Annotated in this window: 15 protein-coding genes; 10 read left to right on the top strand and 5 right to left on the bottom strand. The window is 74.1% G+C overall.

Features of this window, described 5'->3' with window-relative positions:
- Positions 1-4 precede the first annotated feature (4 nt).
- Complete coding sequence (locus tag Cph01nite_RS05275) at positions 5-1,261, bottom strand: hypothetical protein (protein ID WP_203671811.1); 1,257 nt, start codon at positions 1,259-1,261, stop codon at positions 5-7.
- Complete coding sequence (locus Cph01nite_RS05280) at positions 1,261-1,638, bottom strand: hypothetical protein (protein WP_203671815.1); 378 nt, start codon at positions 1,636-1,638, stop codon at positions 1,261-1,263. The genes Cph01nite_RS05275 and Cph01nite_RS05280 overlap by 1 nt, the downstream gene beginning before the upstream one ends.
- A gap of 216 nt (positions 1,639-1,854) precedes the next feature.
- Between Cph01nite_RS05280 and Cph01nite_RS05285 the strand changes: the two genes are divergently transcribed.
- The 6 genes from Cph01nite_RS05285 (at position 1,855) to Cph01nite_RS05310 (ending at position 7,078) form a co-directional block, all read left to right on the top strand.
- A complete protein-coding gene (locus Cph01nite_RS05285) occupies positions 1,855-2,541 on the top strand; it encodes a 4a-hydroxytetrahydrobiopterin dehydratase (RefSeq protein ID WP_203671818.1) in 687 nt (228 codons plus the stop codon).
- Between the two features lie 135 nt (positions 2,542-2,676).
- Entirely contained in the window at positions 2,677-3,144 is a 468-nt protein-coding gene (locus tag Cph01nite_RS05290) for a hypothetical protein (protein WP_203671821.1), read from the top strand.
- A gap of 153 nt (positions 3,145-3,297) precedes the next feature.
- Complete coding sequence (locus tag Cph01nite_RS05295) at positions 3,298-3,837, top strand: hypothetical protein (protein ID WP_203671824.1); 540 nt, start codon at positions 3,298-3,300, stop codon at positions 3,835-3,837.
- A gap of 109 nt (positions 3,838-3,946) precedes the next feature.
- A complete protein-coding gene (locus tag Cph01nite_RS05300; RefSeq protein WP_203671827.1) occupies positions 3,947-4,693 on the top strand; it encodes a YcnI family copper-binding membrane protein in 747 nt (248 codons plus the stop codon).
- 7 nt (positions 4,694-4,700) lie between these two features.
- Positions 4,701-6,419, top strand: a complete 1,719-nt coding sequence (locus Cph01nite_RS05305) for a copper resistance CopC/CopD family protein (protein ID WP_203671830.1) — start codon at positions 4,701-4,703, stop codon at positions 6,417-6,419.
- Complete coding sequence (locus tag Cph01nite_RS05310) at positions 6,416-7,078, top strand: DUF1775 domain-containing protein (protein WP_203671842.1); 663 nt, start codon at positions 6,416-6,418, stop codon at positions 7,076-7,078. Before Cph01nite_RS05305 ends, Cph01nite_RS05310 begins: the two co-directional genes overlap by 4 nt.
- Positions 7,079-7,140: 62 nt before the next feature.
- On the opposite strand, the gene Cph01nite_RS05315 is transcribed toward Cph01nite_RS05310, so the two are convergent.
- Positions 7,141-7,893, bottom strand: a complete 753-nt coding sequence (locus tag Cph01nite_RS05315) for a YqjF family protein (RefSeq protein WP_203671843.1) — start codon at positions 7,891-7,893, stop codon at positions 7,141-7,143.
- Between the two features lie 129 nt (positions 7,894-8,022).
- On the opposite strand from Cph01nite_RS05315, the gene Cph01nite_RS05320 reads away from it, so the two are divergent.
- Together Cph01nite_RS05320 and Cph01nite_RS05325 are read left to right on the top strand one after the other, a co-directional pair.
- A complete protein-coding gene (locus Cph01nite_RS05320) occupies positions 8,023-8,601 on the top strand; it encodes a GNAT family N-acetyltransferase (RefSeq protein ID WP_203671844.1) in 579 nt (192 codons plus the stop codon).
- 85 nt (positions 8,602-8,686) lie between these two features.
- Positions 8,687-9,904: an FAD-dependent oxidoreductase gene (locus Cph01nite_RS05325; RefSeq protein WP_203671845.1), complete on the top strand. Its 1,218-nt coding sequence runs from the start codon at positions 8,687-8,689 to the stop codon at positions 9,902-9,904.
- Between the two features lie 37 nt (positions 9,905-9,941).
- Here Cph01nite_RS05325 and Cph01nite_RS05330 read toward each other — a convergent pair whose 3' ends face one another.
- The gene (locus Cph01nite_RS05330; RefSeq protein WP_203671846.1) at positions 9,942-10,508 is read right to left on the bottom strand and encodes a dihydrofolate reductase family protein; all 567 of its coding nucleotides are present in this window, start codon (positions 10,506-10,508) and stop codon (positions 9,942-9,944) included.
- A 675-nt stretch (positions 10,509-11,183) separates the two neighbouring features.
- On the opposite strand from Cph01nite_RS05330, the gene Cph01nite_RS05335 reads away from it, so the two are divergent.
- A complete protein-coding gene (locus tag Cph01nite_RS05335) occupies positions 11,184-11,615 on the top strand; it encodes an Ltp family lipoprotein (RefSeq protein WP_203671848.1) in 432 nt (143 codons plus the stop codon).
- Positions 11,616-11,720: 105 nt separating this feature from the next.
- Here Cph01nite_RS05335 and Cph01nite_RS19025 read toward each other — a convergent pair whose 3' ends face one another.
- Positions 11,721-12,635, bottom strand: a complete 915-nt coding sequence (locus Cph01nite_RS19025; protein WP_239069043.1) for a lytic polysaccharide monooxygenase — start codon at positions 12,633-12,635, stop codon at positions 11,721-11,723.
- Positions 12,636-12,890: 255 nt separating this feature from the next.
- Here Cph01nite_RS19025 and Cph01nite_RS05345 point away from each other — a divergent pair, with 255 nt between their 5' ends.
- Positions 12,891-13,760, top strand: coding sequence for an AraC family transcriptional regulator (locus Cph01nite_RS05345; RefSeq protein WP_203671850.1), 870 nt, complete (start codon positions 12,891-12,893; stop codon positions 13,758-13,760).
- Positions 13,761-13,787 lie beyond the last annotated feature (27 nt).

Here is a 13,787-nt window from a genome sequence, read left to right on the forward strand (position 1 = left end):
CCCTTCAGGACGCCGACTGCGGGACCGAGATCGACAGGCTGTCGCCGCCGAGCACGGGCAGGTCGAAGCTGTCGAGGGTGGGCCCGTACGAGGTGTAGCCACCGTCCTGCGACGTGAGCGTCACGGGTGGGCTCGTGGCGCTCTGCGACGGCTGGAACAGCCACGTGGGCGGGGTGGTGCCGCCGCTCAGGTTCGTCCGCTGCCGCGTGTAGAACTGGGAGGGCACGCTCACCTGGCCGGGCCCGAACCAGGGGACCGCGGTGATGCCGGCGAGCAGCCCCCGGATCGTCGTCCCGAGCTGGACGAACTCGCGGACCCCCTGCACCAGCACGGGGATCTGCGGGACCGCGACCGCACGGCCGCGGAAGAAGGTGGCGACGGCACCGACCCCGACCGTGCCGGACTGCCGGTAGGCGAGGGTCGCCGCGACCAGACCGGCGAAGGTCGGTGCGCCGATGATCGTGGCGTTCTGCTGGGGACCGGTGAACCCCACGGAGTCGCTGGACGGCAGGTCCTGCGGGTACACCAGACGCAGGTACGGGTACGCGAACGCGGCGCCCACCAGGTCGACGGTGCCCCCCGCGCCGCCCGTGTTGGGTGCCACCGACAGGCCCTGCTGCAGCGCCAGGTACGGGCCGAGCGTGAGGTCGGCCGTCCCGCCGACGAGTCCCACGTCGACGACCGTGCTGCCGGAGCCGACGAACCCGTTGAGGGGGTTCTGCTGCGGGTCCAGTGCCTGGTGCGCCTGGTACTCCAGCCGCAACCGCGTCCCCGGGAGCAGGTCCACGCAGCGTGCGGCGGGGTCCAGCCCGTACCGCAGGAACAGGGACTCGGCGAAGGTCTGCGGCAGCGCCTGGGCCAGGTACGCCTGCACGAGCCGCAGCCGGCCGGGCTTGAGCGCGTGCGTCCCGGCCGACCCGTCCGCGTTCTCCAGGGCCACGAGGAAGTCGAGGAACCCGTCGTGCAGCGCCGGGCGCACCGGGGAGTCGTCGAACGTCCAGACGTCGGGCGAGACGACGACCTTCCACGGCAGCCCGGGGCGCTTGTCGCCGTCCGGGGTCTTCCAGAGCGTGAACATCCCCGCGGTCACGGCCTCCTCGGGTGCCGTGGCGAAGACGTCGTCGAGGTAGAGGGCGACGCCGAACGGCGTGGTCCCGGTACCGGCTGGGGCGTAGACGAGGGAGGGTTGCTGGCCCGGGACGGCGGTCGAGAAGTTGTACGCACCCGCCGTGACACTGGCCGTCGACCCGGGTCCGCCCATCAGAGACGGAGGCCGGACCCGGTGGGGCTCATGACGATCGTGTCGCCCGAGTGGCCGAGGTAGGCGTTGTTGTCGGACAGGCAGGTCGCGACGCACGCCTCCTTGAACAGGAAGAACAGCAGGTCCTGGTTCGCCGAGTAGGCCGTGAAGCTCACGTCGACCGTGACGCCGACCTTGCCGCCGGCGCCGCTGTCCAGGACGTACAGGACGGTGTTGGTGGTGCCGAACTGCCCGGACTGCGGGTCGTCCGTGTTGTAGCGCTTGTAGACGCCGGTGGAGTGGTTCGGCGTGTACGGCTGGGTCGACGGCATCGGGTCGATGGTCTCGGGCGAGTTGAGGGCCCCGTTGACCTCCAGCGTGAGTGGCATCGAGGTCATGTTGAAAAAGATGGCCTGGCCCATGAGCTGATCCCCCCGGATCCACCTCGCCACGAGGTGTCTAGTGAAGTTAATACCTCAGTAATCGTCATCTAACATCTGCGGCCAGTTTTTGTCTACGGTGTTCTCACGGGTTTCTGCGACCGTGCCTGATGGGGCGGCGGTCGCGCCCGGCACGGTGTCGCACAAGGGCCGACGATCGACGGGGGCACACGCATGGACATGCTGGGTGGCGACGAGATCGCCGCGGCCGCGCTGACCGACTGGCGCAAGCTGGCGCAGGGTCTGCACGCCCGCTACCTCGTCGACGACTTCGGTGCCGCGGCGCGGTTCGTGACCGCCGTCGGTGAGGCGGGCGACGCGGCGGGGCACCACCCCGCCGTGATGATCGGCCCGGGGCACGTCGACCTCGAGCTGGTCAGCGCCGACGCGGTCTACCGCGACGGGGAGGGCACCGCGCACGTCGTCGAGTGGGTGACGCAGCGGGACGTCGACCTCGCCCGGCGCATCACGGCGGTCGCCGCCGAGCACGGCCTCACCGCCGACCCGGGCTCCGTCAGCGTCGTCGAGCTCGGTCTCGACACGGCACGCTCCGCGACGATCGCCCCGGTGTGGGCGGCGCTGCTGACGGGCGACGCCGCGTCGCAGGGACGCGGCTCGCCCAGCGACGAGGTCCGGGACGCGACGGGACGCGTCCCGAACCTGTGGTTCGGGGACCTCGACGGCCAGGCGGCGCCCGGGCAGCGGTTCCACGTCGAGGTCTACGTGCCGCAGGAGGTCGTCGAGCAGCGGGTCGCCGCTGCGGTCGCCGCCGGCGGGACCGTCGTCGACGACAGCCACGCGCCGTCGCTCACGGTGATCGCGGACCAGGACGGCAACCGGGGAGTCGTCTGCGTGGCCTGACGGGGGAGCCGCTCCCGGCGTGCCGACCCGCCGCGGGGAGGTGAGACTGGCACGGGCCGCCGAGGCGGCCCGACCGTACTGCCGCGGGCGCACGACCTGAGCCCCGGCAGGCCACCGCCGAACCCTGGAGGCTTCTTGCGTATCCGGACGTCCCGTACCGCCCTGCTCGTCGGAGCGTCGGCCCTCGTGCTGGCAGCGTGCACGGGGGGTGAGGGCGACGCCACCCCGCCCCCGGTCGCGGCAACCACCGAGCCCGCCCCCGACCCGTCACCGGACGCCGGGGCGTCGGACGACGACGCCATGCAGGACGACATGTCCGGCCTGCCGCCGCGACCCCAGCGCGACAGCTGCGTGGACATCCCGGTGCCGGACGACGGCATCTACACGGTGTACGACGCGGGGACGGCCGTCGTGACGTTCGAGGACGGCGCGCTCGTGCTCGGTGAGGTCACCGCCGCGGACGGGTGGACCGCCCGGGTCGACGACCAGGACGCGGACGAGGTCGAGATCGACTTCCGGCGCAGCGCCGACGAGGTCCTCGACCTCGAGGTCGAGGTCGACGACGGCCGCGTCGAGGCGCAGATCTGCCACGACGACGACTGACGGCCACGTCGCCCGCCGCCGTGCCGCGGATCCGGTCCGCGGCCCGGCGGCGACGGCGTCGAGACCGGGTCCACGGGGCCTGAAGCGTTTCGGTCTTCCCCTTGCCCCGGTACCACCTCGATGACGCCGACACCAGGGACGTAGGGTGCGGACGTGTCGTCACCCGGGGTCGGATCGCTGCGCGCCGTGCGCGTGGTCGCCCTGGCCGCCGTCCTGGTCGGCCTGTCCGTGGTGTCGCACCAGCTGGCCGGCGGCACCCGCCCCGCCGCGGTGCCGCTGCTGGTCCTCACAGGCCTGACGATCGCGCTCGTCGTCCCGCTGACCGCGGGCAGGATCGGCCTGCCGCGCCTGCTGGTAGTCCTCGGCATCGGGCAGGTGGGGCTGCACGTGGCGTTCGGGCACCTCGCCGCGCTCGCGCCGACCACCGCCGTCCACCACCACCACGGCGCGGCGTCCGACGGCGGGATGCTCGCCGCGCACGCGGCGACCACCCTGGTCGTCGCCCTGGTCGTGCGGCACGGAGATGCGCTGCTGTGGGCCATGTGGGCCTGGCTGACGAGGCGACGCTTCACCGACGTGCCCGCCGTGCAGCTCGAGGTGCCCGCCGTGCGCGCGCACGGCGATCTCTGGAATGCGCACGCCGCGGACCGCAGCGACGCGGTCCGCGCCCGCGCTCCGCCCGCCCTCGTCTGACCCCGACGCGCGAGCCCCTGCGCCCGCGCCGTCCCCGCGCGCCCGCGGCACGTCGTCGTGCCCTGCCGGGCCGCGCGTTCCTCCCCTCATGTCCTCGAAAGGCTCCACCGTGCGACACCACCTGCGACACACCCTGCGCGCCACTGCCGCCGCCGCGCTCACCGGCGGTCTCGTCCTGCTCGGCGCCGGCTCGGCCTCCGCCCACGTGACCGTGCAGCCCAGCACCACCACCGCCGGCGCGTACACCCTGCTCACCGTGGGCGTGCCCCACGGCTGCGACGGCTCGCCCACCACCCGCGTGTCCATCCAGATCCCCGAGCTGATCACGTCGGTGACACCGTCGATCAACCCCGGCTGGGAGGTCGAGAAGGTCATGGCGGACCTCGACGTGCCGATCGACGACGGGCACGGCGGCCAGCGGACCGAGCGCGTCGCGGAGATCGTGTACACCGCCAGGACCCCCCTGCCCGACGGGTTCCGCGACGCGTTCGTGCTGTCGCTCAAGCTGCCGGACGCCGTCGGCGAGGAGCTGGTCTTCCCCGCGCTCCAGGAGTGCGAGGAGGGTGAGACCGCCTGGGCGCAGCTGCCGCCGGACGGCGACGACTCCGCCGAGCTGCCGTACCCGGCCCCGAGGTTCGAGATCACCGCCGCCACCGAGGACGACGCAAGCACCGAGACGGTCTCCGACGCAGCCGCCGCGGCCCCCGCGTCGGCGGACTCCGGGTCGACCTCGGCGTCGGCGACGACGACGGACGCGGCTCCGCCGGCGGCGACCTGGGCCGCGCTGGCCCTCGGTGCGGGCGGTCTCGTGCTGGGTGCCCTGGCGCTGCTGCGCACGCGCCGCCGCCAGGCCTGAGGGCACCGTGCGCCACCCCGACGCGCTGCGTCGTGCGGGGGCGGGTGTCGTCGTCGCCGTGGTCGGGCTGCTCCTCGTGGTGCTTGCGAGCAGCCCGGCCGCGGCGCACGCCGTCCTGGTGGGGACCGACCCGCAGGACGGCAGCGTCGTCGACGCGCCCCCCACCGAGCTGGTCCTGACCTTCAACGAGCCCGTACGCGGCGTCCCGGACGGCACGACGATCCTGGCGGCCGACGGGACGCCCCTCGAGGTCGCGGTCGCCGCTGTCGACGACACGCTCGTGCTCACGCCCGCGTCGGTGCTGGCCGACGGCACCTACGTCGTGAGCTGGCGCGTCATCTCGCTGGACACCCACCCGGTGGCCGGGGCGTTCACGTTCTCCGTCGGTGAGCCGAGCGCCACGAGCGTCGCCGCGTCCGTCCCGGAGCCGACGACGGCGCTGGTCGTGGCGCGCGCCGCCGGCCAGGCGCTGCTCTACGTGGCGGTGCTCGGGGTCACGGGTCTGGTGGTGTTCGAGCTGCTCGTGCTGCAGGCCTCGCCGGGCGCCATGCCGGTGCTGCGCCGGCGCCTGCACGTGACCCGTGCGGCCGGTGCGGCGCTGGCCGCGGCGACCGCGGTGCTGACGGTCCCGCTGACGGTCGCGTGGCAGGCCGGCGGTGGACTCGACGCCCTCGCGCGGGCTGGGACGTGGACCGGCGGCCTGACGTCCGACACCGCGGTCGCCTCCTTGCTGGCCGTGGTCGGCGTGGTCGTGGCGACGGTCGCGGCACGCCGGGCGGGGCACGACGCGCGGCGGGCGTGGCCCGCGGGCGTGGCGACGGCCTCCGCGGCGGCCGCGCTCGGTTCCCTGCTCGTCGTCGGGCACACCCGCACCTTCGGGCCCGGGTGGCTCGTCCTGGGCGCGGACGCGCTGCACGTGGCCACCGGTGCCGTGTGGCTCGGCGGCGTCGTCGGCCTCGTGGCGACCCTGTCGCGGTCCGCGGGTGTCGACCCGCGACGCGCCGCGGCGACCGTCGCCCGGTTCTCCGCGCTCGGTGCCTGGCTCGTCGCGGCACTGGCCCTGACCGGGACCGTCCTCGGGTGGCGCGTCGTCGGGACGCTCGAGGCACTCGTCACCTCCGGCTACGGGCGCACGCTCCTGGTCAAGGTCGCCGTGGCCGTCGTGATCGTGGGCATCGCGGCGTACAACCGGTTCCGGCTGGTCCCGGCGGTCCGGTCCGCCGCGGAGGCCGGAGCGGTGCGCGGTGCGACGGCCGACGCGTCACGGCGCACGCTCCGCCGCACGGTCGCGGGCGAGGCCGCCCTGCTCGGGCTGGTGCTGGCCGCGACCGGTGCCCTGGTGTCGCAGCAGCCGCCGGCAGCGGCAGTGTCGGCGCAGGCTGCCGCCGGCACCGCGGCGCAGGTGGTCGAGACGGCCGTGCCGCTGGGCGACGGGACCCTGCGGGCGCGCGTCAGCCCGGGCCGGGCCGGGGTCAACGCCCTCGAGCTGGAGGTGCTCGACGCCGAGGGTGCACCGATCGAGCCGGTCGAGACGCCGCAGGTCGCGGTCTCGCTGCCCGCGGTGGGCCTCGGGCCGCTCACGCGTCCCCTCACCGCGACCGGGCCGGGCCGCTACGAGGCCACGCTCGACCTGCCGCTGCCGGGCGCCTGGGAGCTCGAGGTCAGCGTGCGCACCTCCAAGTACGACAACCCGATCGCCCGGATCCCCGTCGAGGTGACCCCATGACCCCCGCCCTCGCTCCCGCACGCGTCTCGCGCACGGCGGCGCGACGACGCCACGGGCGCCGCGCCGCCCTGGTCGCGCTGGTCGCGACCGCCGGTGTCCTCGCCGGTGCGTCCGGCGCCGCGGCGCACGTCCTCATCGAGTCCGTCCAGCCCCACGGCGACGGCACGTCCACCGTGACCCTCGTGTTCGACCACGGCTGCGACGGGGCACCGACCCGGGCGCTGACGGTGACGCTCCCCGACGGTGTCGAGGCGCTCGCAGCCGACCAGCCACCGGGGTGGTCTGCCGACCTCACCGCGCGGACGGTCGGCTGGCACGGCACACCCGTCCCCGACGGGCAGCGCGCCGAGTACACCCTCGACGTGCGCGTGACCGGGACCGTCGGCCAGACGTTCACCTTCCCCACCCGGCAGGAGTGCACCACCGGCTCCTACGACTGGGCGGACACCGCACCGGCCTCCGAGCACCCGGCGCCGAGCTTCGTCGCCACGGCCGCGACGCTGTCCGCCCCACCACCCGGTCCGGCGGCGCAGGCCGTCCCGACGGCGCCGCTGGTCGCCGGCGTGCTCGCGGCGTCCGCGGGCCTCGGCGTCCTCGGGGCGTGGGGCGCCGGGCGGCGACGCTCCGCCGGGCCGCGGTCGACGGCGCGTCCGCTCTGACGGCGGGTCGGCCCCACGGCCGGCCCGGTCGTCGCGGCCACCACGTCGGCGGGCGGCCGACGTCAGGCGGGCACGGGCCGCCCGGCGTCGAGCGGTGCACCGAACCGCGTGCGGACTCCGCGGGAGAACAGCACCGAGTCCGGGGGGCGGGTCGCGATCCCCGGGAGCCCGCACGCGGCGACGAGGCGGTCGTCGAGCGTGAGCAGCTCGGCCGTGCGCAGCGGCCAGGGCTCGTGCTCGTTGGGCACGTAGAGCGTGCGGCCGAAGGCGCGGGTGTGCAGTCCCCAGCGCGCGGTGAGGAAGTCCGCCAGCGGGTCGCCGGGCGCGAGCGGCTCGCCCGGCCGCACGACGACGCGCGTCGTGGCGTCGCGCGGTCCGGGCCAGCGACGCCGCGACGTGTAGGTGAGGACGCCGTCCGCCTCGGTCACGCGCATCCGCGACCAGGTGTAGGGCAGCGCGAACACCGCCCGCGAGCCGAGGACGAACGCCAGGCGGGACGCCTCGAGCGTCAAGAAGACGACGCCCCGGCGACCCTGCTCGTCCACCGAGTACAGGCGGACGTTGGTCTCGGGGAACGTGCCGATCCAGGGGATGCCGGGCCCGCGTGCCGCGCCTGCACCGACCATGCGGAACGGCACCAGGGCGACCCAGCTCGAGCCGTCGTGGACGTCCGGTCGCGTGCCGGCCGGCATGAGCGGTGCGAGGACCTCCGGCTCGACGCGCCAGTGGACGAACGTGAGGTCGCGCCACCACTGCCGCATGACGGCCCGGCCGGTCAGCCCGGGCGGGCTCGCTGACACGGGCTGCGGGCGCATGGCGCCACTATGCACCCGCGCCGCACGGCCGGCACCCGCCGCCGTCGCGCCGCGGTGACGGCCGTCGACGCCGCAGGCCCGGCGGATATTCAGGGGACCCGCCGGACTGCCTGCGCCATGCTGCGCCCCGTGGAGACGTACCTGCAGACCGACCGGGTGACGCTGCGTCGCTTCGGTGCCGACGACGCCGACCTGCTGATCGAGCTCGACAGCGACCCCGCGGTCGTGCGGTACCTGTCCGGGGGCGCGCCGACCGCGCCCGAGGTGGTCCGTGAGCGCATCCTGCCGAGCATCCTCACCGGCTACGAGCGGTGGTCCGGCGCGTTCGGGGTGTTCGCGGCCCACGAGACGGACGGCGGAGCGTTCATCGGGTGGTTCTGCCTGCGTCCGGAGCCGGGCGGGCCGCTGGACGAGGTCGAGCTCGGGTACCGGCTGCGGCAGGCCGCGTGGGGCAACGGCTACGCCACCGAGGTCAGCGCGGCGCTGCTCGAGAAGGCATTCACCGGTCTCGACGTCCGCACCGTCTGGGGCGCGACGATGGCGCTGAACACGCCGTCGCAGCGCGTCATGGAGAAGGTCGGGATGGCCGTCGTGGAGCACCTCGGGACGCCGGACGACATGCTGGCCGTGGAGGGCGCCGAGCTCGGCGGCCACCGGTACGAGATCACCCGCGAGCAGTGGGAGCAGCGGCGCGCGGCGCGCCCCTGACCGGGCCGTCCGCGCGCGACGAACGGCGACGTCGGCGTCGACGCGGTGGTCGCCGGGGTGAGCCGTCAGGTGGCACGCTGGCGCCGTGCCTCCGGCCACCGCCCCCACCGTGACGATCGTCGGCGCCGGCATCACCGGGCTGGCACTCGCGGCCCTGCTGGCCCGGACCGGTCGTGAGGTCACCGTGCTGGAACGGGCGACGGACCTCGGCCCGGTCGGCGCCGGACTCCTGCTGCAGCACCTCGGGCAGGAGGTGTGCCACGAGCTGGGGATCGGGCAGGCGCTGGGCGCGTCCTCGGCGCCGGTGCGGCGGGTGGACGGCCGCACGGTGGGCGGGCTGCGGACCATGCAGCTCACCTACGACGAGGTGGCACCCGGAAGCTCCGCGTGGGGCGTCCACCGCGGGACGCTGTTCGACCTGCTGCGGACCGCCGCGCTCGACGCGGGGGCCCGGATCGCACCCGGCTGGGACGTGACCGCCGTGCGCCGCACCGACGTCGGCCCCGGCCGCGAGGGCGGGTGGGTCGTCACGGACGCCGCCGGACGGCGCCACGAGAGCCGGGGCCTGCTCGTCGGCGCCGACGGGGCGGCGTCGACCGTGCGGCGCCACACCGTCCGCACCCGGCTGGACCGCCCGTACCCGTGGGGCGCGCTGTGGTCGATCGTCCCCGACCCGGACGGCCTGAGCGGGGACGCCCTCGTCCAGCGCTGGCGCGACACCCGCACGACCCTGGGGGTCCTGCCGACCGGGGTCGGCCAGGCGTCGATCTTCTGGTCGGCCCGTGTCTCGCGGATGCCCGCCCTGCTGGCGGCGGGACCCGAGGCCTTCGTCGACCACGTCGCGCCGCTGGCCGGCCCGTTGGCGCCGCTCGTGCACCGCGTCGCGGCCGCCGGTCTGCGCCCGGCGCGCTATCGCGACGTCGTCGTCGACTCGCCCGTCGCGGACGGCGCCGCACTCGTCGGCGACGCCGCCCACGCGATGAGCCCGCAGCTCGGTGCCGGGGCCAGCCTCGGCCTCGCGGACGCGTGGACGCTCGCGCAGGCCCTGGACCGGCAGCCGACGCTCGCGCAGGCGCTCGCGGAGTACGCGACCGAGCGCCGCGCCCACCTGCGCTACTCCCGCTGGTGGTCGCGGCTGCTCACACCGACGTTCCAGTCCGGCCTCGTGCCGCTCGGCCCGCCGCGGGACCTCGTGCTCGCCGTCGCGCTGCGCGTCGGCCCGGTGCGTCGGCTCGCGACGACGACGCTGCGGGGCGCGCAGACGTCCCCGTGGCGGACCTGGCACCTCCCGCCGCCGGCCTGACGTCCGCTGCCGTGCCGGCCCGAGCCGCCCGGCGGGGTCAGCCGGCTCGACGCACCGCGTGACGCAGGAGGACGGCGCCGCCGGAGAACCGTCGGTGGTCGATCAGCTCCAGGTCGAGCCGCACGTCCTGCGGCAGGGCCGGCTTGCCGCGACCCACGGTGCCCGGACACAGCAGCAGCACGCACTCGTCGACGAGTCCGTGCCGGAACGCCTCGGCGCCGAGCGTCGCGCCGCCCACGCTCAGGTCCGCGTCGGACTCCTCCGTGAGTCGACGCACGGCCGCGGGGTCGAACCGCCGCTCGATCCGGGTGCGTGCCGTCGAGACGGCCTCGAGCGTCGTGGAGTAGACGACCTTGTCGGCGTCGCGCCATATCCCCGCGTACTCGCGGACGACCGCGGGCTGGTCGGCCAGCCAGTCGTCGTCCTCCCAGACGCGCATCGTCTCGTACATGCGGCGCCCGTACAGCGACGTGCCGATGCCCCGCTCGTGCTCGTTCCAGAACGCGTGCACCTCCTCGTCCGGGACCGAGAAGTCGAACGCACCCGTCTCGTCCTCCAGGTAGCCGTCGAGCGAGACGTTGGCCGCGTAGATCAGCTTGCCCATGAGTTCCTCCGGTCGGACGGGGCTCCAGGGTGGCGCGCCACGAGGAAGGGAGCAAGGCGTCGGCCAGGACTGCGCCGGCGACGCATGAACGGGGGTGCGAACGAGGATTGTGAGGAAAGAGGGGGTATCGGCGTCGATCGGGAAGTGTTTCACCCGCTCGGTAACAGATGTCGAAGCCTCTGTTCGGTTTGTCGATCCGTCGTGCTGCAAGACTGGATGATGTCCGCGAAAGTCAGAATGTCGTCCTGGAGCATGCTCATGGCTGCGCAATTTAACCCTCCGCCGAACTGGCCCGCTGCCCCGCTCGGGTGGACGCCGCCTCCCGGCTGGACGCCTGACCCGTCCTGGGGGCCGGTTCCGGAGGGCTGGCAGCTGTGGATCGACGAGCGAGTCGACCCCGCGCACGGAGTCGAGGGCGCGCCCGGGTCGACGAGGGTTCTGCCGGCCGGGCCGCCGACCTCGCTCCCTCCGCAGCCGGATGAGCCTCGGCCACCACGGCCGTGGTTCAAGAGGAAGCGTTTCGCCCTCCCCGCAGCGTTCGTCCTGCTGATCATCCTGATCGGGGCGCTGGGCGGCGGTGGGGACACTGACGGGAGCTCCCCAGTGGCGGGCAGTACAGCTACGCCGGAGTCGGTCCGCGAGAACAGCAGCACGGCTACGCAGGACGCCGCCCAGGTGGAAGCCGAGGCCGCAGCCGAGGCCGAGGAAGCGCGCCTCGAGGAGGAGCAGCGCATTGCCGAGGCCGTCGCCGCACAAGAGGCGCTGGCAGCCGAGGATGCTCGACAGGGGACGTTGGTCCAGCAGAACGCCTACCGCCAGGCCAAGGCCTACGTCGACGGCATGCCCTTCTCCCGAGCTGGACTGCTCAGGCAACTCACGAGTGAGTACGGGGGGAAGTTCCTGGTCGAAGACGCCGAGTTCGGCGTCGCCCGCCTGGAGGCCGAGGGCGGTGTCGACTGGATGGCCGAGGCGGTCGAGGCGGCACAGTCGTACCAGGAGGTATTTCCCATGTCGCGACAGGGACTCATCGACCAGCTCACGAGCGAGTACGGATCGCAGTTCACTCTCGAGCAGGCCACCCACGCTGTGAACACGCTCGGAATGTGAGTTCCTGAGCTCAACTCGACAACGACAAGGTGCGTGACACGGCCGGCCGGGGCATCCTCGCCCCGGCCGGCCGTCAGCTGCGCCGCTTGCGCCGGCCGGGCCCGGTCAGGCCGTGGTGCAGGTGGCGCTGAGGCCGCTCCCGGTGCCGTTGGCGATGAAGCCGGCCGTGGTCGAGCCGCCGGCGCCGACGTTCCCGTTCCAGGCCGCGTTGGTCAGCGTGGAGCCGCTGACGGTGGAGTTCCACGCCTGGGTGATCGTGGCACCGTTGACGGTGACCTTCCAGCCGTTGATCGCCGCGCTGCCCGCGGTCACGACGACCTCACCCTGGAAGCCGCCGCCCCAGGAGTTGGCGACCCGCACGGTGGCGGTGCAGGCACCGGTGCCCGGCTGCGGCGCCGGCGTCGTCGGCTGAGGGGCCGGGGTCGTGGGCTGGGGTGCCGGCGTGGTGGGCTGCGGCCCCGGGGTCCCGCCGGGCGTGATGTACGCGTCGATGCACTGGTAGAACGCGTTCACCGTGTCGGCGATGTTCCACCGGACGAAGATCTTGTGGTTGCCCGTCGGCAGGTTGTTGATGGTGTGGGTGAACCGCTTGGGCGGCAGCGCCCCGTTGTCGTTGATCGTGGTGTGCAGGCGGCCGTCCACGAAGTACTCCCACGTCGACGTGGAGTGGTTCGCGACGATGTCCCAGGTGAACGTCTGGTTGGTCGACAGGTTCTGGCGCGGCCAGGCCCGGGACTCGTTGTCGAGCTCGGTGAAGCGGCCTCCACCGGAGCAGAGCATCGAGCCCTTGCGCGCCTCCACGCTCCACGGCTCGTACTGGACGGGGCCGCAGTTGGTGATGGCGCCGGTGTAGCAGAGGTCCTGCCGGCTGGGCGGGTCGGAGATCCACCCGTGCGCCTGGGCGGACGGGGCGGGTGCGACGGTGAGCATCGCGAAGGTCACCGCCAGCGCCGCCAGGACGGACAGGAGCACCCGCCAGGCGGCGGAGCGCGGGGCGGAAGGAAGAACGGTGGATCTCATGGGGTCACCTCGACCGGGACGGATCAGATACGGCAGGGCGTCCGAACGTATGTGTCGAGCAGCCGCGCAGGCAGGGCAAGAAACCTTTCGTCAACCGGTTCTGCTGGGACCGAGGTCCCGGTTCTTCCGGGCCTGTTCGCGAGTTCTGCGAGGAATGTCCCGGTCAGGCGCGACGGTGGCCTGATCACGTCGGACCGCGATGATCGGGTCCCGCGCGCCTGCCGGGCGGCAGGGTGGGAGCCGGAAGGGAGCACCGTGATCACCTGGCTGAACCGGCTCGTCGACCACGTCGACGCGCACCTCACCGAGGACCTCGACGTCGACCGGCTCGCCGCCGCCCTCGGCACCACCAAGCACCACCTGCGTCGGATGTTCTCGACGTTGGCCGGACTCCCGCTGTCGGAGTACGTGCGCCGCCGGCGCATGACGGTCGCCGCCGCGGACGTCGTCTCGGGGAACGGCGACCTGCTGGGCATCGCCGTGCAGTACGGCTACGGCTCGGCCGAGGCCTTCGGCAGGGCGTTCCGTGCCGTCCACGGCGTGACCCCCGGCCAGGCCCGGCGCGACGGCGGCCCCCTCCGTAGTCAGCCACGCCTCCGTTTCCGCCTCACCGTCGAAGGAGCAGCACCCATGGACGTCCGCATCGTCTCCCGGCCCGGGTTCCGGCTCGTGGGCCACGCCACCCGCGTCCCGCTCGTCCACCACGGGGTCAACCCGGCGATCCAGGAGCACGTCGCCGCCCTCGCCCCGCAGGAGCACCGTCGCCTCAAGGCTCTGGGCGACTCCGAGCCGCACGGGTTGCTCGCCGTCAGCACCGACATCGACCCGGACCGCACCGAGGGCACCGAGCTGACGTACCTGCACGGCGTGGCCGTCACCCCCGACGTCACGGTCCCGCGGGACCTCGACGTCATCGACGTGCCGCCCGGCTCGTGGGCCGTCTTCCGGGCGGCAGGCCCCTACCCGCAGACGCTCCAGGCGGTGTGGGCGGCCACGGCGACCGAGTGGTTCCCCTCCCACCCGTGGCGTCTGCGGCCCGGCCCGGAGGTCGTCGCCGTGCTCGACCGGGCCGACGACCTCAGCACCGCGACGGTCGAGCTCTGGCTGCCGGTCGAGGGCGGCTGAGCGGCAGTCCCCGGTGGCCGCACCCGA

It is taken from the genome of Cellulomonas phragmiteti (assembly GCF_016862775.1).
Classification (GTDB): Bacteria; Actinomycetota; Actinomycetes; order Actinomycetales; family Cellulomonadaceae; genus Cellulomonas; species Cellulomonas phragmiteti.

Coding starts and splice junctions, on each gene's coding strand:
- Cph01nite_RS05330 (WP_203671846.1), bottom strand. CDS start 10,508: ATGGGCAAGCTGATCTACGCGGCCAACGTCTCGCTCGACGGCTACCTG.
- Cph01nite_RS19025 (WP_239069043.1), bottom strand. CDS start 12,635: ATGAGATCCACCGTTCTTCCTTCCGCCCCGCGCTCCGCCGCCTGGCGG.
- Cph01nite_RS05275 (WP_203671811.1), bottom strand. CDS start 1,261: ATGGGCGGACCCGGGTCGACGGCCAGTGTCACGGCGGGTGCGTACAAC.
- Cph01nite_RS05310 (WP_203671842.1), top strand. CDS start 6,416: ATGACCCCCGCCCTCGCTCCCGCACGCGTCTCGCGCACGGCGGCGCGA.
- Cph01nite_RS05280 (WP_203671815.1), bottom strand. CDS start 1,638: ATGACCTCGATGCCACTCACGCTGGAGGTCAACGGGGCCCTCAACTCG.
- Cph01nite_RS05315 (WP_203671843.1), bottom strand. CDS start 7,893: ATGCGCCCGCAGCCCGTGTCAGCGAGCCCGCCCGGGCTGACCGGCCGG.
- Cph01nite_RS05285 (WP_203671818.1), top strand. CDS start 1,855: ATGGACATGCTGGGTGGCGACGAGATCGCCGCGGCCGCGCTGACCGAC.